This is a genomic window from Providencia sp. PROV261 (assembly GCF_028477945.1).
Lineage (GTDB): Bacteria > Pseudomonadota > Gammaproteobacteria > Enterobacterales > Enterobacteriaceae > Providencia > Providencia stuartii.
In genome coordinates, this window is sequence record NZ_JAMPMC010000027.1 from 1 (window position 1) to 20,657 (window position 20,657).

A 20,657-nucleotide genomic window follows, 5' to 3' on the forward strand; every position below is an offset into this window, starting at 1 on the left:
TAAAGGGCAATAAACTGATTCACTCACACAGGCGACTCCTTGGATTTGTTTGGCAAGGGATGAACCGGTCAGCACCATGCCACCTGTGTTGGTGGTATCACTTTTTAAAATAATTTTACGACCGTTAACTGTGCTACGCATCAATGGGCTTTTCCTTGTCAAGTTGATTAAGGGTTTTCGCGATTTGTGCATCAACATCAACAGGGGACTCATAGCGACCAAAATAAAACTTCAATGGCTCACTTTCAAAATCATGATCAGTGATTACATCTCTTCCTTTTTGCATATAGGCATTAATAAAGCTAACAAACGCATTATTTTCATATTCTTCACTGAGAAACAAACTACTGTGAACCGATGCATTCGGTTGAAATAGAATCGTTTCTAATCGATTTTTGTCTGAATTAAATGTAAATAACTTGATAAATAAATTATTACTTGGAGCTGCATATCCAGCATCTTCATAACGGGCTACATAGACTTTTTTATTTTCCCATGTGTATAAAAGATTACGCTTTCTATCCAATACCAATATTGGGTAAGGCCCAATAAAGACGGATTTCCCTGTAATATAGAGGGCATAACCAAAAGCGAATGCGAATAATATCGTCAGATATATTGAATACTCAGTTCCTGCATAAAAATTTCCCGAGTAATAAGATATTAAGTAATCAAATAAATTGGGGGTTTTATCAAAAAAAGGACGGTATAACTCTACTGCCTCAGGTGGATTTACTGAATTTTCATAAATATCTTTATATCCATAAATAACTGATATAAATGACTTATAATTTGAATAATGGTTTTCAAAAAAAGAATTAATCATGAATATGAAAACAGCAAGTACAACCAAAAATAACGGTATTGAGACTACCTTTCTATAATTAAAATTGGTCGATTTTATTTGGCATTGTTCCGAGTTTATTTTTAACAGATATGGACTGTTTTCTAATGAACCTTTAGCATTATAGTCCTCTTGATAAGATGCGATTTTTTGCGTTTTTAATTTACTCGGGAACATGGTTCCCATAAAAAATTTGAACATTATGGAGCCTCTCTAGCAATATCACCATCCTAATTTTAATAAGGCGAACAGGCTTTAATATACGTACTAATAAGACGAGAAAATGTTCATCCTACCGCGACAAGCACACATCCACCAGAACAGCCACAAGCCACTTTGTGGCCTTCTAAGGCGACAGGGATACCATTAATTTTTATTAAGCTATCGCCTTCAACGATAGCGCCTGTTTTTTTACACGAAGGGCAATAAACAGAGTCGCCCACACAGGCAATTCCTTGGGTTTGTTTGGCGAGAGAAGAGGCCGTCAACACCGTGCCTCCGGTATTCGTCGTATCATTTTTTAAGATAATTTTTCTGCCGTTCACAAGACTACGCATTGCGTTTTTTCTCCTGATCAAGCTTTGCTAAAATCTGTTCGACCTGTTGCTCAAAATCAGTAGGAAGTGGGTTTTTACCAAAAAACAAAAAGGGTTTGCGGGCTTGGTAATCGACAGACGAAACGGCATCTCGCCCCTCTTGCATATAAGCATTGAGAAACGTGATAAAACGATGGTTTTCACTGTCGGTACTGGTCAGGAAACTGGAGTAATGGGAAACATTTGGCTTGTAAAGTATGGTTTTCAATTGCCCTGTTTTTTCATCAATGCCATACAGTTTAATCGCCAACATTTTACCTGCATAGCCGAATTGTGCATCTTCATAGCGTGTTAAACGTACTTTCCCCATCCCATAGCTATACAGTATTCCTCGTTGCCTATCCGCAATGAGATACACCGGAGGTGTGAAGAAAGAGAGATAGCCCAATAACCATAAAAAACCCGGGAAAAAAATTAGCCAGCCGATAACTAAATATTTACCATATTGGCCATTTATAACAAAGTTACCTGAATTGTAAGCTTTTATATACTCCCATAAACTTATTTTTTCTTTTCCAAAATAAGGTTTATATAATTCAATTAACTTTGCTGATAACTCACTTTGTTTTTTTTCATTACCATACTTTTTTTCTACATGTTTAGCCATCATTTCAATTGATGTTTTATTTTCAACATGCACCTTAAAAAAAATAGATGCAGTGTAAAAAGCCATAAAGAGTAACACGATAAAAAAAGGTGTTGTATTAGTGAGCTGGCTATTCCGCTGTGGGGAGTTAATCACACAACGCTGTTTATTGACCGCATCTAAAAATACCAGTTTTTGAGGCTCCAACGGATCATCGTAGTGATGACTTTCTTCAATCAATAGCGTGGTTTCTAATTGCTCCGGGTGCTTTGTTGCCGTATATAAACTCGTCATTCTGTGCCTTCCTCATCAATACAGCCATAAAGTTTATCATTAGGATCACCGTTTCGGTAACGCAATGGCGCAATTTCACCTTTAAGACGATCCACCAAGTAATACCAATAAATGGATGGGATAGATTGCCCCAGAGGATCACCTACAAAAATACCCGCTTCGACTTCAAAGCTCAGTACAAGCTCTCCATCACGCAGTGCCGTACAGGCTAACGCATCTTGCAAAGCTGCCTCAAACGCCGCATTAAATTTTGTTTGCTGTGAAGCCAAATAGTCAATCCCACGATGTTTGACTACCGTACCCCCTTGTTTGGGTAAAGAGGTCACAGGTGTTCCCGCGGGATAAGTAAACAAAGCTTTCTTTTCAACCAATTGATATTCAACATCCGAAATACCGCATTGAAAATTGCCCAGCGTAAACTGATATTGGATGACATAATGTGCAGCCCCGTAATGACTTTGCCCTAATCCCGCCTTTGATTTTGGAATTGCGTTAATTTGTAATTGGGAAGTAAAGAAAATATTTGCAAATTCTTGTAATTCAATCTGATAATAATTTATATAATTTTCGAAAAATTTAGTATATTTTTCTAATTGTTGCCTTTTTGATAAAGGTCTAAATGTATCAGAATTACCAACTATTTCATTTCCCCCGCAAAATACTTATCCCCATTTCCCCAAAAACACTGCTTCAATAACTCTTCAAACGAATCTGTTTTAAAGTAAGTGTAAATCGCCATACCAATGCCGAATACTATCACACCGATAATAATCAACTCCCACGCAAATGCTGCAATGGCGGTCGCCACCACGCCTTCCGTGGCACCGTATGCTGCCAGCCCCACCGAAAACGCCAATGTCCCTGCTGCTTCTGCAATTTTTGCCGAGCCCGTAATGGTCACCCCTTGCGCATCCAGTTGAATCGAGCCTGCTTGGCCTTTAATAATCACCGTTTCACTGGCTTGCAGTGTGTGTACCTTGGTGTGCGTATGGATACCGCCTGCAGCAGTTAACTTGTAATCATTTTGTATATCGCACTGTTTGTTTTCACCTACTTCTTGGAAGTGACTGGCGTGTATTACCTCTTTCCAACTGTTATCAATACGTGTGATACGATCTTTTCCAATTTGCTCGAATTGGTTAACGCCTACCTTCACCGTTTGTTCATTAACGATATGAATAAATTCGTCATGACACACTTCATGTTTGCGGTCATTGGCGACTGTGTGGGAGTCATCATGACCCACATATTGGGTTTTATTGCGATTAATGTGAATATTGTTATCGCGCTGCGCATGTAGATAAATTTCTTCGCGACCGTTACTATCCTCAAAGCGTAACTCATTAAATCCTTCGCCTTTATGGGTTTTTGAACGAAACGTAGTACGGGTTTTATGCTTAGGCAAATCTAATGGTGGGTTATTCCGCCCATTATAAGTACACCCTGTGATAATTGGCCTATCAATGTCACCGTCTAAATAGGAGACAATCACTTCTTGCCCGATCCTCGGAATTGACATAAAGCCAAAACCATCCCCGTTCCAGCCATGGGCGACTCTGACCCAACAAGAGGCACTGTGATCGGGCTTACCACGCCTATCCCAATGAAAATAGACCGTGACCGCCCCTTGGGAGTTGGTGTAAATCTCTTCACCCGGAGGACCCACGACCGTCGCTAACTCATCACCATCGGCGGTGGGTTTGTAGCGGTACGGTGGACGCCATTCTTGGGTACTTGGAATAAAGGTGATGGTATTACTCAATTGCGTACCTTCACCGCCACTGTTGTCAGCGAGGGGCTGTACCCCGTGATGGTGTGCCGTAATCACTTGCCAGCTGTCATTCATACGGCTACTGGGATGATTAGATAAGCTGAATATTCGTCCAGGTGCTAATTCAATACAATTGGTATTAGCAGTGCCTGTTTGGCGGTTATTTTGCGATTGTTCGTAGCGGATTTGATTAAACGACTGACCTTCAGCATCTTCTTGGAAGCGCCCATAACTTTCAAATACTTCGTGTTGTTGATGTACTTCACCCGTTACCTGATGGCTCAATGGGTAAGAAGGACGTAACTGATTGTAATCTTTATCAATACGAATATCACTACATAAGCGTTCTGCATAACGCCATGCGGTGACCGTGCTGTCGGTAATATCGGTTTCTGATTGGGGATTATAAGTTAAATGGATCCCCGCTTTCATACCCAAGTGGCGATCGCTATAGAATAATTGTGGGCCTTCCTCGAACCAGTAGTTAATCCCTTCTTCGGCAGCGAGGCGACACCAAAACTCATACAGGGTTTCACGTTTTTGCGTGATATAAGAGCGCTGCAAATGCTCTTCAGGGTGATAAAATAATTTATCGTGTTTAACATGGGATTCATTCAGCAAGGTTTCTAGTATGTTGGGAACGGTAGTGTCTTGGAAAATACGACTATCTTGCTTAAGCGTCATGATCCACATTTCAGGGCGGATAACAAACTGATACCACGTTTTCACGCCATCGGTATTGCCTTGCTCGGCGCTAGCTAAAATCCCTTGTACACAACGGGTAACAATACCTTCACGCATGATGGTGATGGAGGAAGCCATCCCCAATACATCTTGAAAATCAATCTCTGATTGTGAGCTGACGGCTTGAATGTTCAGCGTAAATAACTCGGATAACCCTTCGTGCAAATCAAATTGGGTGACCTGAAAGGTCTCTACAGGAAGATCACCAATTTGGCAGGTAAATACGAGTCCGGAATACAGCTTACGATTAGCAATTGCATCGTAAATATCTATTTTCTTAGATTGAGAGGGCTGAGATCCGCTGGCGTCAGAAGCCGATTTAAGGCGCTGTGGCTCTGGCCTGTTTAATAGAGATTGCCAATGTTGACCCGCTTTTTCAGCATCAGATACATTTTTTCTCGAGATATTTGAAGACATAGACTTAACCTTGCAAAATGGCGCACTCAATTGTTGCGCCATGGTTTTTTATAACAGTGATTTATATCCTTGTAATGGTGAGGGTGATAAATACCATGTCGGTAAATCAGCATCATTGAAATTCACTGACATTTCCAACAACATATTTTCAGATAAACAAAAAGGGAAAAAATGATATAGGTGAGTGACAAACATAAATGCCTCACCTTCATTTTCAAATTTTTGAATGTCTAATGTCACCACAAGGGATAAGCAGCGATATGGTTTTCCTTTTAAAATGTGATCATATAAATTCGTTTTAAGCGCAATACAACCTGATAATAACCGTTCAAGTTTGCGTGTAACTTGTCTATCGTTTTCACGATATAAAATATATTCCGTCAACATCTGCTTGATAGTATCAAGAGACATCAACATAAAAGCATTAGCACTATAGTGTGATAGTAATTGCCAATAATATTTATCATTCACAATCGGTGGATAACAGTTTGATAACTCGGTGATATTTGCTGTTTTTACTCCTTCTGGCACCTTCTCACTATGGCTGTTTAAGACCCCTATGCGGCTTTCTTGATATTGTTCAAAACTCACATAATTACATGAAAAACGTAAACTAGGAGGCACTACCATCGGTGTACCTTTATTATCATAAAAATTTAAATAATATAGTGTCCTTCCTCGAATATCGTTATCAATAGTGAGTGCATAAAACAACGCTTGTTGATATTGGGGCAGCAGACGTGATGCCGCAGTAAAATCCGTCATCGGATAAAAATCACAATATAAGCCACGAACCTTTTCGTGAGGCTCTAATGACAACTGAATATCTGATAAATGCGCCAAATAGTGATTATCAGGTATAGGTAATAAATACGACGATTGATTATATTTAAAATCTATTTTCAGCTCATTTTGCTTTTCTTTATCAATTGCAGGTACACAGTTTAAATAAAAACTCTCTTCACACTGTGCCTGAGTAATCGAAAGCTGCTTATTGAAATAGATATTGATCACAAACGTATCATCATCTTGCCAATTAAGCTGCTTAGTGATCAACGGTACATTAATATCGATAAAATGATGAACATGTGGTAAATAAAACCCTTCCAGTAGCTGTTGAGGGGCTGATAATTGATTATCTGTTTGCTGGAAAATTTGAAATTTTTTACCTATCTTCGGCTCAAAATAAAAATCAAGGCTGTTCCCACGATAGCTTTTTCCATCATGATTCAGCTCTATATAATCAAAATATTGGCTAAACCCGAGCATCAAAGTATCTGCAATAGCTTTTTGTTTACTCAAAAAGAGGTTTAGCGATGCTGTATCATATTCTTTTATTATGCCTCGGTATTTTACTCGTAATGAGATACAACTCCGATTAGGCTGATGAGTAATTTTTCGCTCAACAATAGAATAAGGTTGTAGGGTCACTCCATAACAAAGACTAAAACTGGCACCTTTAGGACCTAGAATCAAATTATTTTCTGAAAGATAATATGGATAATCAATGACCCCATCTTGGTCAACCTGAATAATTGTTGTTGAAGGTAGCCCCTTAATCGCTTGTGAGCCTAAACGTTGTAGTAAAGGTAAGGTAATTTCAGGAAAAGCGTCATCAATTTTTTCTTGTAGGCGTGCCGAAAGAAAAGCAAACCCTTCAAGTAAATAACCCGTATGAGGATCTTGTGGATCTAATACGTGAGCCAAATGCGGCTTCTCTCTCGCATAATCGTCAGCGAGTTTTTGTAAATATTGCTTTTCTTGTAGATACTTTATTTCACTCATCTTTTAGGCTCAGCATCCATTAAATTGTATTTTCTTGCCAGCTACAGTAGCCTGAAGTCCCAGCCATAACATGCTGAAATATAATATCTTTATATTTCACAGTTAGTGTTTCCTCTGGTAATTGCTCATTATTATTCGATGAATGAGGATAGTCTGACTCTAAATTAATAATGGACGCTTCTCTCAGAGTAATGGTGTAATACTTTTCTTGAGAGCCTGTTTGTGAAGTCCGATAAAAATTAAATGTCATCTCAAGTGTTTCATTATTGGCAATTGCATTTGCCAACAATGGAGATGATTTATCTAACAACTTAATTAATGTAACAGGTTGAAAATTAATATTTTGAGTACGACTAAAGCCATTTCCTAATCGTAGGACAAAAATTTCATCTTCATGACCGTTTTGATACTTATTACCGATCGAGTCTAAACTTCCACATCCTTGAGAAATTGCACCTTGTTTGCTGCCTTTTAATGTCAAATAGATCATATTCGCCATGATAATATCCTTTTAATATGAGTTTGGTTTTAAACCGCGTTCTTCTGCCTGTTTTTGCAAATCATAGTAACGTGCTAATAAGCCATTAATTTGTGAATCGATATTACTAATTAATGTTGGTGAGATAGGCTGGTCATTTTCAATTTGTAAAGAGAATTCACGTAGTCTTTCTTCAACAGGTGTACTCTTGTTATGCTGCTTTTGAATATCATAGATAGCAGTTTTCAAATAAGAGAGAGTAAAACTCCCGCGATTGCGCTCTTGCATCACAATTTTGTCTGATAGCTGCTGTAATAATGTCGCTGTTTCTGACCAACTATCGCTAATTGGCGCATTTTCTAACCGAGTTGTTATCAAGTTTTGCCAGTTACGGCTGACATAAGCTTGATCCGCATTGTTAGGCCACCGTTTTTTGGCTACATCCACTAATGAATCAGCGAGCTTTAAGGTAAAAATAGGTGACTGCTTCTCTAATAACCCTAAGTTATCCGCGTAGGTTGTAAGCTCAGGTTTATATAGCCATTGAGCCGCCGCGCCTTCAGGAACAGAAGCCATTGCAATAACTTCTTGCTGGGTCGAGTAATACAACGCATAGCCGATACCAGAAAAGATGACTGCGCTTGATAATAACCCTAAAAAAAACCCTTTTGTCGCACTCATTTTTTCCTGAGTAGGCATAGGTGAAGAAGGCCGTTTTTGAGCCGCTGTTTCAATCACGATTGATTGTGCTGGTGGCTCTTGCTCCGTTTTCGGCTGCTGGATATAAACTAAAGGCGGCAGCTTTACCGTTTGACCTTTATTTTGATTTAATGCATTTTCGCGCTGTTCGAGGTTTTTCGCTGAGTTTTGGAAAAACCACAAAAGGTTTTCTAATTTCGGTACTTTTGTCCACGTTGTTTGGGCAAGCTTATCGATAATGAGCTGTAGCGCACGCTCGGAACGATAGATTAACCGTAGATCACTGGTTTTAAAACTGATTTGCCGCAATGCTGAACCAGCACGGCTATTAAACCAATTCAAAATATCAGCACGATGATGGGGCTGTTCTGGCCACAAATGATCCCATTGTGTCACAACAACACTTGCTAATAGTTCACATCCCTCGGTAAAACCGTTTAAACCATGTAATTGTAAACGCGCGATGGTGTAATAAATTCCACTTTGTAAATCAATGCCATGGGTTTTAAATAGCGTTAAACACAATGACTCAATTAAAGTCCAGCTCACTTCAGGGCGGGCTGGATGGTTAAGTTTATTGAACTCGGTTTTTAGCGCGATAAATTCTGGGGTCTCCAAGGGAGACCCTCCTACTTTAATCACCAAGTTTTCTGATTGCGTACTCATTTATTGTTCTATTCCCTCGTATTAATACTGAAAAATCATATTAATAAAGCGTTTCAGGTAAACGGAATCGGGTAAATAATCCTCCGAAGAACGGGTTGTTAGATTCATCAATTTGCACGCGATAAGTCATATCTCCGCCATCAATTGTGAAGCGAACTTCAAAAGAGTTTGGTTTCACATTCATTAACCTGCCGCTATCGATAAGGCGTAATTGCGCCCAAGGTCCGCTAAAGCTGAGCGAACGAGGGGATTTATCACCAGAAAGAGGCACTAATGTCAGCTTACTTTCAATGTTTGAACGCATTGAGTTTGGCCACACCATATGTACGGTGTTACTGCGCCCATGAGAGTAGTCAATAATCTGCCCATCAAGGTTCAAGATACTGCGACGTTTATTACCTGACAGTGACAACGGTTCTACCGCAAATTGTGTTTCAAGATTACCTTGAGCAGTAAAGAAGGTGTCTCGAATGCGGTTAGCAATCTCAATTTGCTCCAATACATCAGGGCGAATCAGCGATTGGCCTTCCATATTTTCAATCAAGTTATTTTCAACAAATAAACGTAGATTCTGTTGATAGAAACTATCGATGGTGCCATTTGGTTTGAAGAAACGTTCAAATTCGCTTAATGGCACATCTTGTTTAGATTTCGGATTAAATGGATAACGTCCAGCGATGTACGCGTTGTACTGTTTGACAACGTTTTCATTCCACTCGACTTCCATATAACGAATAGCTTCTTTTTGTACCACATTCCATGCTTGGTCCGAGAGGTCTCCTACCCAACGATTTAATGGTTCTGGTAATGTTTTCGCCATTTGTGATAGCTCAAAAATGACATCACGGTTATTATCATTCAAACGCATAGACACCGCTTTTAGTGCAGCTTTACCTGGTACTGGTGAGTTTTGAATACTTAATAAATAACGATGCAATTCATTTAGCTTCTGATTGAGATTTTGTAGGTTTTCACCATTGTTACTCACTAAAATCTCAGTTTCGGGTGAAAACTCTCTATCCAACCTGCTAAGCAACCTGTATTTCGGCTCTGCCATCAATTTTTGCTGCTCTTGTGAAGACAGCGAACTATCAATGGTAGGTAAAGAAGTGTTATCTCTCAGTACCTGTAATGCACGTCTTAACGGCTGCTCACCACTGATTATCTGTTCTAATGCATTGATTTCATCTTGAATTGTGTCAAATTCACGAATCTCTAAATTACTCATCGCCCCACGCCATTGCGCAGTATAGTCATTCAGATATTGTTCGCTAATTTGACGTTGGATCTCTTTACGGTCACTCTCGCTATACTGTGTATTGCTTGATAAATTTAGCACCCAAGCATCAAGTAATGTCAGATCGACCAATTCATCATTTTGCCTAATAAAGTAGTTAATCAGCCCAGAACGGGTGAGAAACTGAGGGATTTCGAGCTTATCTTCATCGTTCACAGTAAACACTGAGTTAAAACCAGGGCCTATTTGATGACGGAGGTTTAATGGTGATGACAGTGTTTGATTCGCTTTCAGCCTCAATGTTTGATAAACACGTTGGTATAGCGACAGCGTGCTCAGCTCTTTTTGAGCGTCACTGATTGGTTTGGCAAATGGCCCAAAGACTTTATTGGCAATCGCTGAACCTTGATTACGCTCAGCTTTCCAGTCAGTGTGCTCTAACGCATAATGTAAATGGCCGCGAAGCTGAGCTTGGATATCTCGTTGCCCTGTAAATAGCTGGCTCCAGTAGTTTGCCATATAGTCTTCAACCAACCCGTTATTACGCCCACTTTTATCTTCAAGCATGCGCATAACACGTAAGATTTCGAGCTTCTCTTCACTGCCTTTTTCAGCATTATCCAGCTCAATAAGTAACCCTGCCATAATGGCGGGTAAAAAGCGTTCCGTTAACAATTGCAAGTAGACATTTTCAACTTGTGGTCCAACTTTTTGCCCCTGATATAACCCCATTTCAGACAGAATGCCATTTTTATCACGATGGTTTCCGTAAGCTAATGTTGCTTCTCTAAGTGGGTTCAAAACAGGAAGTTGTTTGCTACCGTCAGTATCTTTAGTTGTCGTTGATTCAATCGCTTTAAATGCTTTAACTTCATTAAGCACATTCTCGCCCGCACGATAGTTTTTGTTGTAGTAATGGCTCCAGCCATTCCAAGCCAATATCAAACCAACAATGCTGACAGTTGAAGCAACTAAAAGTCTGGTACGATGTTTTTTCAGCCAATAATGGTTTTCCGCTGCTAAGTTTGGCTCGCTAAACAGCACATCACTGAATAAGTTGTGCGTAAAATAGGGATGTGTATCTGAAATAGGCCAAGTTGTTAGTGGTGCTGTTGGTAAATGGTATTGAACTGACGCCGTTTGGCTAAAGACGTCGTCAATCTGACCAACTTGAGTCGCAGAGGTGAGATAAACCCCTCTTAAACGGATATTTTTCTGTTCATTGTTAGCGACCAATGCAGAGATTAATTTTGCTACACTGCTTTGTAACCCTTCAATTTGGCGAACAAAACTAAATAAGTCGCTTCTTTGGCTTCCTTCTGAACGATTTAACATCATTTCAGGTAAAGCACTGTTCATTTGGCTAACCCATTGGCTCCAAAAGTGATTGAGCTGTTTTTCCCAATTAACATTTTCTTTTGAGCTAAAAGATACCCCTAATACCTGATTACGCTGTTGAGCATCAAGGGATTGGAACATCGCATCAAAACCACGTAACAAGTCCAGTTTAGTCAACACAATATAGAGTGGTAATTGACTATTGAATGTCATACGGACTTCTTCAATACGCATATGTAGGTCAGCAATGAGCTGGCTATTTTTTTCCTTCGAATTTGTCAGTAATGACAAAGTATCCACGGTTAAAACAATGCCATTCATTGGTTGTCTTGAACGGTTTTTGCTTAACCAGTGTAAAAGTTCATTCCATAAACGATGATATAGCTGGGGCTTATCCCCCTCACTCACTGGCTGGGTCAATAATTTCCCATCTGGCACAAAAAGGACGGCATTATCCGCGAGTAGACATTGAATATGCAGAGGGAGTTTCTGGTCACTAACAACATTTTCTGTTGGTGCAATATCTAAAGTATTAAGGCTATTTTTTAGTAATGTATGCTTACCACTCTCATCGGCCCCCAATACGAAATACCAAGGACGTAAATATACGGATTGAGTATGTCCGTTGAGGTGACGAACAAATTGCGATTTCCAATAATCGAGATAACGATTTTGAAACTCAATATCGTGACGAACAGGATCAACAACCGCTAATTCCACGTCTAATTTAAGGCTTTCAAGGCGTTTTACACGTTTCCATGTCGCGATCCCAATCCAACTCACAATGATGAGAAGAATAATAATCGTCGCTAACCAACGCGCGCTCAGCTCTTTAAGGGGATAACTGCCCTTGTAGTTAAAATCGGGTCCCCACCACCAAATCCAAATAATCAAAATCGCTGGGAGCAGTGCCAAACACAGCAGTAAGAATGATTTAATTTTGGGCTTATCGCCAAAAAACAGCTTCTTAAGAGAACCCGTTATTTTTGGTATGGATAGAAAAGATAATTTCATTGTTGTGAATTCCTATCAAAAGTCATTTCCTGCTTGTCTTGCACCTTCTGTGCTAAACGATTGAGCAAATCGGGTTCCCAGTCCGATAACGAGTAATGTAATGCTGCGGTATGCAGTTGCTGATACAGGTTCTCAGCCATATGCTGCATCCCCGCTTGTTCAAATAACTGGGCAGATAACAATTGGCTATAAAAACGTGCTCTCGGCTCGTTCGTAGAAGCGATAAAATTTTCGACCATTTTTAACGCTTCACTTAAGCCATGCTGTTCATAGCAATGTAAAATTTCTTGTTGTTCAGCTTGTAAACTGTGAGAACTCGTCGAGGCGTCGTGACTCGTTGATTTTTGAGAAGCTGAAAGCCAAGACTGAACCTCTTCAGGCAAGAAAGGTGTCATGTCAGAAAAACTCAGTTTGGCTAAATCAGGTAATCGGTTTAAAAACTGTTGCAACGCCTGAGCAATCGCAACACCCACCAGCGGATAGCCTAACTTTGTTGCAACTTGAGCAGCTAACATATGGCCTTCCAGCCAATAAGGCGATAACGTTAAGCTTTGTTCAATGTTATTCAACAACGCCATTGATGGTTGCGCCATTTGGTTTTTGTAATCAATCACTCGGTCAGGAGAAACAGGAGCTAATGGCGTTTTTCCATCATTATTTGCCATCGGTAACGCATGAATGGAGTGCCAAATAGCATAGCGCCGTAAGCAATAACCTACCGCATCCGAAGGCGTTTGCTCACATAACGCCTCAGCCACTTTAAGCAATGTCTGTTTCCACTGACGCTCATCCGTTTGGTTCACCTCAACTGTAGGTACTTTTGTTGCTGCCACCGGAGTCTGTGCTTGTTGAGTATTTTCTACTGTTCCCTTTTTATCTGTTGTTGGCTCTTCCGTTGCCACAACGATGACAGGTTCACTTTGTTCAATACGGCTGTAACCACGGCTTAATGTATCGACTTCAGCGGATAAATTTGGGCATTTTTCATGCCAAGATTTAGCCAAAAAGGCAAAGGAGCCAAGAATATTGTCGCGCAAGTTAATATCGGCTTGACGGCAAAAACTGTCTTGTACAGTTTCAAATCGTTTAAGGATTTGCCCTGCAAGCCGTTGTTTAAGCTTTATATTTTGCGGATAGCTATTTTCCCAATAATGACGAACAAACTCCGCCAATAATTCAGCGGCTAAAGCTAGCTCATCAGCCTCTCCTGCATGTTGTAAGGTACGCAATAAGTGCACTAATAAACGGAAGTCTTTCGTTTCATTAGCAAACAGTTGTAATGCCTTGCGCTGGATCTCCTCAATATTTAATTGAGCATGGCTAAGTGAGCCAAACTTAATCATTTCGCCGTCAATGTATTCCCAATCAGGGTTATCATCGGCAATCGGTGCTGCTTGCTGGCTTTCTTCAAGGGGAGCTAATAGCTGCTCTTTCCATTTTAATTGTGTATTAATCGTCATGATGCTTACCAGTGACAGGCCGTTCTTAGCGGTTTGATATCAGTTGAAATACCTGAAATATTGAAAGTTAGCCGGTCATTGTTTGCTAATTTCAACGTCAGTGTTTCACCGTTTAATAAACGTTTAATTTCATCAATGCCGGGAATGCCACGACTCGACTCCAATACATAACCGTTTTCACGAAGAAACCAATCGGCAGTGAATTGCGTTTTGTCTGTCGTTAACATCACACTTCCCGCCTCCTGTTGGCGAGGGAGGGCAACCTGCAATCGTGTAATATTGTCGATACAACTGATCATCATGACTGGGCGAGGCGGCGCAAAACCAATCGCAGGGATAGTCATAATAACTGGGTAATTTCCTGTTTCAGGAAGGGTGACTAAAAACCCCGCGCTATTATCTTCTCGTTGCATTTCATGCTCCATTGCCTGGCGCCATGCTTTACCCATTTGACTCGGGTCAAAAGGTGTCTGTGCAGGTGAGTCGGCCATGATTTGGTCATAGCATGCAAGACGGATCAGTTGAGACGACTCAAGGCGGCACTCTGAAAGCGCCTGAGCCAGTGCTTGCGGATTTGTTTTTTCCGCTGAGGCAGTGGTGACGACGAATAAAGAGGTCATCAACCACAATGTAAGCGGTGAAATATTCATCTCATGCACCCGTATTTTTTCAATTTGTATATTAGGGACCGTTTCGATAAATTCAGACTCGTTGCCATCGTATCTAAATCACCATTAACCTGTTGTTGTCGGTCTTTTAAAATTTGTTCTTCGTAACGTTCAGTTGCCACGGTTAAGTCATCAATCTCTCTAAAATCAGAGAAATGGTGACTCGCAACAGGTGGAGCTGATGTCGTTAACATATTCACAGCTGCCTGTAGTTGCCGTTCACGATCTTGTTGTAGTGAATTAAGGTATTGCAGGTGAGAAATCTTCTGCTGAGTCAAAGATAATTCGAGGAGACTTTTCAACTGATGGTGAAATAACGCACAATAAATAGGGAAAATTCCTTGCTCATAACTCTCCGTATTGAGTGATTTCCCAAACAAAATAATAGCTCCGCAAATTTTATGACGTAAATCTGTTAATGGGAGGCTATACAGCCCTGTACCTATTGGTAATTCAGCCACAAATTGGCGAAACCTATTATCATTGATGTGAATTCCTTGATTCAGGTTCTCCCATAGGACACTTTCACCCCTTGATATCAACTGAATCAAAGGGTGGTCAGCATCGCTGATCTCGACATCCAAATGCCCTTGTTCTACTTCATTTGATTGCTTAATACTCCAACTCTGTAAGCAATTTTCAGGTCGGTTGATTAATGACACAATCAGTGCGCTAAATGGACTGCGTGTAAAGCTAAACGTTAAAAATTGGCTCGCTAACACATCCAAATTAGTGCATTCAAGTAAGGCTAAGGCATTTTTCAGTCGTGATTTCATAGTTCAGCATTCACCGTCGCAACGAACTCATCGTTCTGTGTTGATAATTGAATGTGATTAATGTCTTCATTTTTTGCGCTGTGCTGTAGTAGCAGTAGCGATAACGGTGGTAACAGTGCGCCATCGATGATGGATTCTAATATCCGCGCACCATTCTCCGCACGAGAAGCACGACGTAAGATCTCTGTAGGTACACTGTCATCGACCACAACTTCCGCACCAAAACGCTGTTCAAGTAACGAAGTCAGACGAGCTAACTTGCCACCGACAATTTGCTGAAGGATCTCTTGAGATAATGGTAAATAAGGAACCACTTCCATACGTGCCAGCAGTGCAGGTTTGAAAAATGCGGTTAATTCCGGATAAAGCGCATCTTGCAACTCATCAGGCTTATCTGCATAGGCAGTAATGATTTGGTCGCCTAGATTAGACGTTAGGAAGAAAGTGACATTTTTGCAGTCAATAATTCGCCCTTCCCCATCGGCTAATTCACCTTTATCAAAGGCTTGATAAAATAGATTCAGAACATCAGGATGGGCTTTTTCAACTTCATCCAATAAAACAACAGAATAAGGCTTTTGGCGGATCGCTTCTGTCAGTACGCCGCCTTCACCATAACCAACATAACCTGGAGGTGAACCGATCAGCCGTGAAACTGTATGTTTCTCTTGGAACTCTGACATATTGATTGTCGTTAAATATTGCGTTCCACCAAACATCAGTTGTGCTATTTGAATAACCGTTTCTGTTTTACCGACACCACTTGGCCCCGCCAATAAAAATGCACCTAACGGTCGACCTGGGCGTCGTAAGTCAGCGCGAGCAGTTAACAAATGCTTATGTAAGCACTCAATCGCTAATGATTGCCCTTTGATTGTTTGTTCTAAATAAACGGGTAACTCCGTTACCACTGATAGAGCATCTTGCGATAAACGATTTAAAGGTACCCCCGTCCATTCAGCAATAACGGCAGCAATTTGTTTTTTATCGACATGTGGCGAGACTAATAAATGCTGTTCATGTAGCTCATTCAATTGCTCATTTAATTGTTTAAGCTGCTCTTTTAATACCAAACTGTCGTTAGTTGGAAGCTCTTCACTTTGGTCGCTGTCCAGTAGCTGCGCTCTTAATGCAATAATTTGAGAAACAATCTCTTGCTGGGTTTCCCACGCGGTTTGTAGCTCCTCAACCTGAGCATTGATAGTTTCAGCCTGTTCAGCTAGTGCACTCAGACGCGAACTATGGTCATTAAGCCCCAATTGTTGTTCACGTTGTAGCACATCCGTTTCCATACCAATCTGATGAAGTTCCGTTTTCAGCAACGAGAGCTTTTTCGGCGGTGAAGATAAGTTGATAGCCGCACGAGCCCCCGCCGTATCAAGTACATCAATCGCTTTATCTGGGAGTTGGCGACCTGATAGGTAGCGCTCACTTAACTCAGCACTCGCACGCAATGCTTCATCATCAATAAAGACCTTATGCGCTTTTTCATAAATAGAGCGTAGGCCACGCATGATGATGACGGCTTCTGCCGCCGTTGGCTCTTTAACTTGAACAAGTTGGAAACGGCGCGCAAGGGCAGCATCTTTTTCGAAATACTTTTTGTATTCACTCCATGTTGTCGCCGCGATAGTACGTAATTCACCGCGAGCCAAGGCGGGTTTTAATAGGTTGGAGACATCCAATCCACCTTGTTGGTTACCCGCACCAATTAAGGTATGTGCTTCATCAATAAACAAAATGATAGGATGAGGTGATTGACTCACTTCCTGCATAATGCCTTTGAAGCGTTTTTCAAATTCACCTTTGACCGCAGCACCCGCTTGTAAAGCACCAAGGTCTAAAGTAAGTAATTCACACCCACGTAATTTTTCAGGGATTTCACCTGCAATAATACGCAATGCCAATCCTTCGATTAGGGCGCTTTTACCTACCCCCGGCTCTCCCACAACCACGGGGTTGTTTTTACGACGACGACACAAGATATCGATCATTAAATCAATTTCATGATCACGGCATAAAACAGGGTCTAATTGGTTATCACGCGCTTGCTGAGTCATATTTTGCGTGAACTTCGCCAGTAAAGAGTCCGCAGGACGACTCTCTCCAGATTGTTTTTCTGCTTCAGTCAGTGGTGCTTCAGCCGAACCCGCAGTCCAACTATCAAAATTCAGTCGCAGTTGTTCACGATTTACTTGTGATAATAAATCAGCAACCGGTTTTGACAGATAACGTAATGGCATCTGCAAAAGGGTTAAAAACAGAGTACCAGAGCGTAATTCACTGTGGTTATATTCTGTCGAGGCTAATAACCAACTGTCTTTCATCCATTCAATCAATAACGGAGAAAAACTCGGATAGCTTTGAGTAATCGCATGATGTGGCGGAATTTGTACTTCTAACAATTCAACAAGTGCGACTAAATCCAGATCCGCTTTATGGCTAATTAAGCGAATATCCGTCAATGGTGTTTCGACCAGTTGTTGCAAAAATTGCGATACCGTAATTTCAGGCTGCTGATGGCTCACACAATAAGCCGCAGCACTTTCTAACGCATGCTTCGCGATAGGGTGAAGACGGTTAACGAGTGTCGAAAGATCAATTTGAATCATAGTGCATCCTAGCCGAGTAAAGTATTAAGCTGTTCCACGATACTGAGTGTTTGATGATTCAGTCGGGATGAATAAATGCTGTAAATAATTGCCGCTAAGATAACGGCGCCAAGAATAACGTAGCGAACACCAAAGCGCCGGCCTAAACGGTAGCGATGGTGTTTATTACCCCCTTCATCAAAAAGGATAACGGGTTTTGCTTCGCCTCTAAGTTGCTGAATCTGTTTCTGTAACCGTCTGAGTAAATGGTTAAATTCATCACTATGCCCTGTTGTCACTTTGTAGCGACCACGATAGCCAAGGCACAAACACAAATAGATAAATTCCAGCAAATCGAGATAGCGTTTAGGCTCACCGAGTAACCGCTCAATTAATACAAAAACCTTTTCACCACCCCAAGATTCATTATGGAAGTGTACTAATAACGACTGTTTAACCCAGCCGTTGTCTTGGTTCCAACCTAATCCCAATGCTGTTTCATCAATAAAGGTGCATAGAACATAGCGAAATGAAACAATAGCCCCAGGTTCATAACCTTGGGTTTGTAGTTGTTGCTCTATTGAGGTGATATCGGTCACCACCTGCTGATATAACTTTTCCGAAAGAGGGGTTTCTGACATCGCTTTCATTCTGAGAACCATCCCAAGCAATGGCGTCGCAGCATCAATCATTGGATTGATGCTATTCCCCCGCAAAGGCAACTGATAATTTTTTTGCAAGTTGCCCTGTTCGGCATAGTCATTAAGGAAAGCTGCATTAGTCATTGTCTATTCCGCCTCTTACCGCCCAAAGTTGAATATCAAGCTCAGGGAAATTGCCAGAAACGTGGAATGCCATATTGGAGTGCTGCTTAATTTCCTGCCAAACATCGCCACTTCTATCTAATTCGAAGTAGTTATAACCAGAGTGATAAGGTAATTGACGTGGTGCCGTTGATAATGGAATCAATTTCACACCTGGGATCTGCACGCTGACCACTTTACGAATATTGCTCACTGAAGAGATCTTCGATTGTTGTGGGAACAGTTGACGTAACTGTTCTTGTGGCATATTCGCTTTGACCGCAATAATAAATTCTGCTTTTTGCAGTAACTGCTTATCATGGATCGTCGCAACACGAATACCGTGTTCTTGCGTATCTAATGGAATTGGAATTGCGCGAGGTGTTAACACCACACTCAGTGCTTCCCTAATATCTTTGATGAGTGGGATATAGCTTTCAGATAAATTGAAATGTTTATATTTAGCCACAGAATCAGGTAAACGAGAGGTATTAGTGAACGTTTGTAATTCACCACACAATTCGAGCAAATCTCTAAACAGTTTTTCCGGATGAATAACCGGCTCTTGCGCATAATGCGAATACAATGGATAGGTACGATTTAATACCTGCAACATCATAAATTCTGCTACATCCGCGACACCTTGTTGCCCTGGGGAGCCAATACGTAACGCAATTTGTTTACCACGCTCATATAAAGCACCATGAATTTCATTCAGGAACTCATTTAGCATTGGTGAGATACGCACATTCAAACATGTCGGAATAAAGTCATTCTCAAGTGTTAAGCTGCCATCAGCACCACGTTCCCTAATTTTACAAATAGGCAAAGTGACATAAGCATCCATCTCTTTGGAGCCTTGCTTCAGGATCGGTCTTAATTTGGCCACATTGATCGTACTGACATCCCCACCTTCCGTATGCAGGTCGCGAACATCTTCCATACTGTCGCTATAACGTGATAACAAGCGGTTACCACTATGTTCAGTCGACACTTCATTGACCGTGCTATTCACTAAGGGAAATGCAAGGTAAACGATATTGTTATCACCATCACTAATATTTTTAATATCAATAGGTTGAGGAAGAATATCTTGATGAGGCATAGAAAAGATTGTGCCGTCAGGCATCACACCTGAAGCTTCCTTGATACCAATACGACCTAAGCTATACAATTCATCACTCAGAATTAACGAACTGAGCCCCCAAAAATGAGAAATATAGCTCTTCAGTATGCTTTCAGTAATATAGTCTTGATGACGCTGTTGCTGCTGAAAATGCTGAGGCTTAATAAATAAACCTTCACGCCAAATCACTCTATTTTTTGTCGACATATTAGTCATCTTCCTCTTGTCTAAATTCGATTTCATTTCCTCTGATATGAGCTAGGAGGAAGTAATGGCGTCCTTTTCCACGTGCCTTAACAATTTTTTTCCATTCCGCGTTATCAGGGTCTGAGTAGTAACCAATGACCCCGATATAACGATTGTCTGGATATAGCTCAATGTCAGGTAGCGGCTTGTATTGCCCAGGTAAAATGGTGTAGTCCTGATGGTCGATATAGTTTTTTTTCAGTACCTTTTCGAGATCCCCATCTTTCTCTTCAATCTGATCAAAATCGAGCGCAGCAAACAATGAATCTTCATTCATGTAGACAATCTGTAGATTCAGTGGCGTTGCTTCACCATCCTGATTTGGGTTGATGTTGGGCTCAGCCAAGATAGTCAACGATATCGTTGATGGCCTATCTTGTGGCGGCCCGATAGGAATCGAAGGGTCTAATATGACTTGACCTATTTTGGATACAGCTTCCAATGGCTTAGTACATCCACTAAGCGCCATCATTGAAAAGAGTAAAAATAGGTATCCTAGTAAGGTTTTCGCACGCATA

At 40.9% G+C, this 20,657-nt stretch carries 16 protein-coding genes and 1 pseudogene; all 17 read right to left on the bottom strand.

The features are described 5' to 3' along the window. Positions 1-141 (bottom strand): annotated as a pseudogene (locus PR675_RS14820) (PAAR domain-containing protein); the annotation flags it as partial. After that, positions 134-1,045 carry a hypothetical protein gene (locus PR675_RS14825; RefSeq protein ID WP_272582778.1) on the bottom strand — a complete coding sequence of 304 codons (912 nt, stop codon included), beginning with the start codon at positions 1,043-1,045 and terminating at the stop codon, positions 134-136. The pseudogene PR675_RS14820 and the gene PR675_RS14825, both read right to left, overlap by 8 nt. 86 nt (positions 1,046-1,131) lie before the next feature. Continuing rightward, complete coding sequence (locus PR675_RS14830) at positions 1,132-1,401, bottom strand: PAAR domain-containing protein (RefSeq protein ID WP_040132670.1); 270 nt, start codon at positions 1,399-1,401, stop codon at positions 1,132-1,134. Beyond that, positions 1,394-2,320, bottom strand: a complete 927-nt coding sequence (locus PR675_RS14835; RefSeq protein WP_060561539.1) for a hypothetical protein — start codon at positions 2,318-2,320, stop codon at positions 1,394-1,396. The genes PR675_RS14830 and PR675_RS14835 overlap by 8 nt, the downstream gene beginning before the upstream one ends. Continuing rightward, entirely contained in the window at positions 2,317-2,691 is a 375-nt protein-coding gene (locus tag PR675_RS14840) for a hypothetical protein (protein WP_239686485.1), read from the bottom strand. The genes PR675_RS14835 and PR675_RS14840 overlap by 4 nt, the downstream gene beginning before the upstream one ends. A 266-nt stretch (positions 2,692-2,957) precedes the next feature. Next, complete coding sequence (locus PR675_RS14845; RefSeq protein ID WP_318558462.1) at positions 2,958-5,252, bottom strand: type VI secretion system Vgr family protein; 2,295 nt, start codon at positions 5,250-5,252, stop codon at positions 2,958-2,960. A 48-nt stretch (positions 5,253-5,300) separates the two neighbouring features. Further along, positions 5,301-7,037 (bottom strand): type VI secretion system baseplate subunit TssF, encoded by a 1,737-nt coding sequence (locus tag PR675_RS14850; protein WP_004926329.1) that lies wholly within the window; start codon positions 7,035-7,037, stop codon positions 5,301-5,303. A 19-nt stretch (positions 7,038-7,056) separates the two neighbouring features. Further along, positions 7,057-7,536 carry an Hcp family type VI secretion system effector gene (locus tag PR675_RS14855; protein ID WP_004926326.1) on the bottom strand — a complete coding sequence of 160 codons (480 nt, stop codon included), beginning with the start codon at positions 7,534-7,536 and terminating at the stop codon, positions 7,057-7,059. Positions 7,537-7,548: 12 nt separating this feature from the next. Next, positions 7,549-8,880, bottom strand: coding sequence for a VasL domain-containing protein (locus PR675_RS14860; protein WP_014657057.1), 1,332 nt, complete (start codon positions 8,878-8,880; stop codon positions 7,549-7,551). A 40-nt stretch (positions 8,881-8,920) separates the two neighbouring features. Further along, a complete protein-coding gene (gene tssM / locus PR675_RS14865) occupies positions 8,921-12,469 on the bottom strand; it encodes a type VI secretion system membrane subunit TssM (RefSeq protein ID WP_004926323.1) in 3,549 nt (1,182 codons plus the stop codon). After that, positions 12,466-13,929, bottom strand: a complete 1,464-nt coding sequence (tssA, locus tag PR675_RS14870; RefSeq protein WP_004926321.1) for a type VI secretion system protein TssA — start codon at positions 13,927-13,929, stop codon at positions 12,466-12,468. The genes tssM and tssA overlap by 4 nt, the downstream gene beginning before the upstream one ends. A 5-nt stretch (positions 13,930-13,934) precedes the next feature. Next, the gene (gene vasI, locus PR675_RS14875) at positions 13,935-14,579 is read right to left on the bottom strand and encodes a type VI secretion system-associated protein VasI (protein WP_004926319.1); all 645 of its coding nucleotides are present in this window, start codon (positions 14,577-14,579) and stop codon (positions 13,935-13,937) included. Then, positions 14,576-15,373, bottom strand: a complete 798-nt coding sequence (locus PR675_RS14880) for a hypothetical protein (RefSeq protein WP_004926317.1) — start codon at positions 15,371-15,373, stop codon at positions 14,576-14,578. The genes vasI and PR675_RS14880 overlap by 4 nt, the downstream gene beginning before the upstream one ends. Beyond that, positions 15,370-17,985, bottom strand: coding sequence for a type VI secretion system ATPase TssH (gene tssH, locus PR675_RS14885; RefSeq protein ID WP_272582779.1), 2,616 nt, complete (start codon positions 17,983-17,985; stop codon positions 15,370-15,372). The genes PR675_RS14880 and tssH overlap by 4 nt, the downstream gene beginning before the upstream one ends. 8 nt (positions 17,986-17,993) lie before the next feature. After that, positions 17,994-18,749: a type IVB secretion system protein IcmH/DotU gene (icmH, locus tag PR675_RS14890; RefSeq protein ID WP_004926314.1), complete on the bottom strand. Its 756-nt coding sequence runs from the start codon at positions 18,747-18,749 to the stop codon at positions 17,994-17,996. Further along, entirely contained in the window at positions 18,742-20,100 is a 1,359-nt protein-coding gene (tssK, locus tag PR675_RS14895; protein WP_036942310.1) for a type VI secretion system baseplate subunit TssK, read from the bottom strand. The genes icmH and tssK overlap by 8 nt, the downstream gene beginning before the upstream one ends. 1 nt (position 20,101) lies before the next feature. Then, the gene (gene tssJ / locus PR675_RS14900; protein WP_004926310.1) at positions 20,102-20,656 is read right to left on the bottom strand and encodes a type VI secretion system lipoprotein TssJ; all 555 of its coding nucleotides are present in this window, start codon (positions 20,654-20,656) and stop codon (positions 20,102-20,104) included. Between the last annotated feature and the right edge of the window lies 1 nt (position 20,657).

What these genes read in the sequence shown, in the direction of transcription:
- PR675_RS14835 (WP_060561539.1), bottom strand. Translation starts at nt 2,320, where the DNA reads ATGACGAGTTTATATACGGCAACAAAGCACCCGGAGCAATTAGAAACC.
- PR675_RS14830 (WP_040132670.1), bottom strand. Translation starts at nt 1,401, where the DNA reads ATGCGTAGTCTTGTGAACGGCAGAAAAATTATCTTAAAAAATGATACG.
- PR675_RS14855 (WP_004926326.1), bottom strand. Translation starts at nt 7,536, where the DNA reads ATGGCGAATATGATCTATTTGACATTAAAAGGCAGCAAACAAGGTGCA.
- PR675_RS14860 (WP_014657057.1), bottom strand. Translation starts at nt 8,880, where the DNA reads ATGAGTACGCAATCAGAAAACTTGGTGATTAAAGTAGGAGGGTCTCCC.
- tssJ (WP_004926310.1), bottom strand. Translation starts at nt 20,656, where the DNA reads ATGCGTGCGAAAACCTTACTAGGATACCTATTTTTACTCTTTTCAATG.
- PR675_RS14845 (WP_318558462.1), bottom strand. Translation starts at nt 5,252, where the DNA reads ATGTCTTCAAATATCTCGAGAAAAAATGTATCTGATGCTGAAAAAGCG.
- tssH (WP_272582779.1), bottom strand. Translation starts at nt 17,985, where the DNA reads ATGATTCAAATTGATCTTTCGACACTCGTTAACCGTCTTCACCCTATC.
- tssA (WP_004926321.1), bottom strand. Translation starts at nt 13,929, where the DNA reads ATGACGATTAATACACAATTAAAATGGAAAGAGCAGCTATTAGCTCCC.
- tssM (WP_004926323.1), bottom strand. Translation starts at nt 12,469, where the DNA reads ATGAAATTATCTTTTCTATCCATACCAAAAATAACGGGTTCTCTTAAG.
- tssK (WP_036942310.1), bottom strand. Translation starts at nt 20,100, where the DNA reads ATGTCGACAAAAAATAGAGTGATTTGGCGTGAAGGTTTATTTATTAAG.
- icmH (WP_004926314.1), bottom strand. Translation starts at nt 18,749, where the DNA reads ATGACTAATGCAGCTTTCCTTAATGACTATGCCGAACAGGGCAACTTG.
- PR675_RS14850 (WP_004926329.1), bottom strand. Translation starts at nt 7,037, where the DNA reads ATGAGTGAAATAAAGTATCTACAAGAAAAGCAATATTTACAAAAACTC.
- vasI (WP_004926319.1), bottom strand. Translation starts at nt 14,579, where the DNA reads ATGAATATTTCACCGCTTACATTGTGGTTGATGACCTCTTTATTCGTC.
- PR675_RS14880 (WP_004926317.1), bottom strand. Translation starts at nt 15,373, where the DNA reads ATGAAATCACGACTGAAAAATGCCTTAGCCTTACTTGAATGCACTAAT.
- PR675_RS14825 (WP_272582778.1), bottom strand. Translation starts at nt 1,045, where the DNA reads ATGTTCAAATTTTTTATGGGAACCATGTTCCCGAGTAAATTAAAAACG.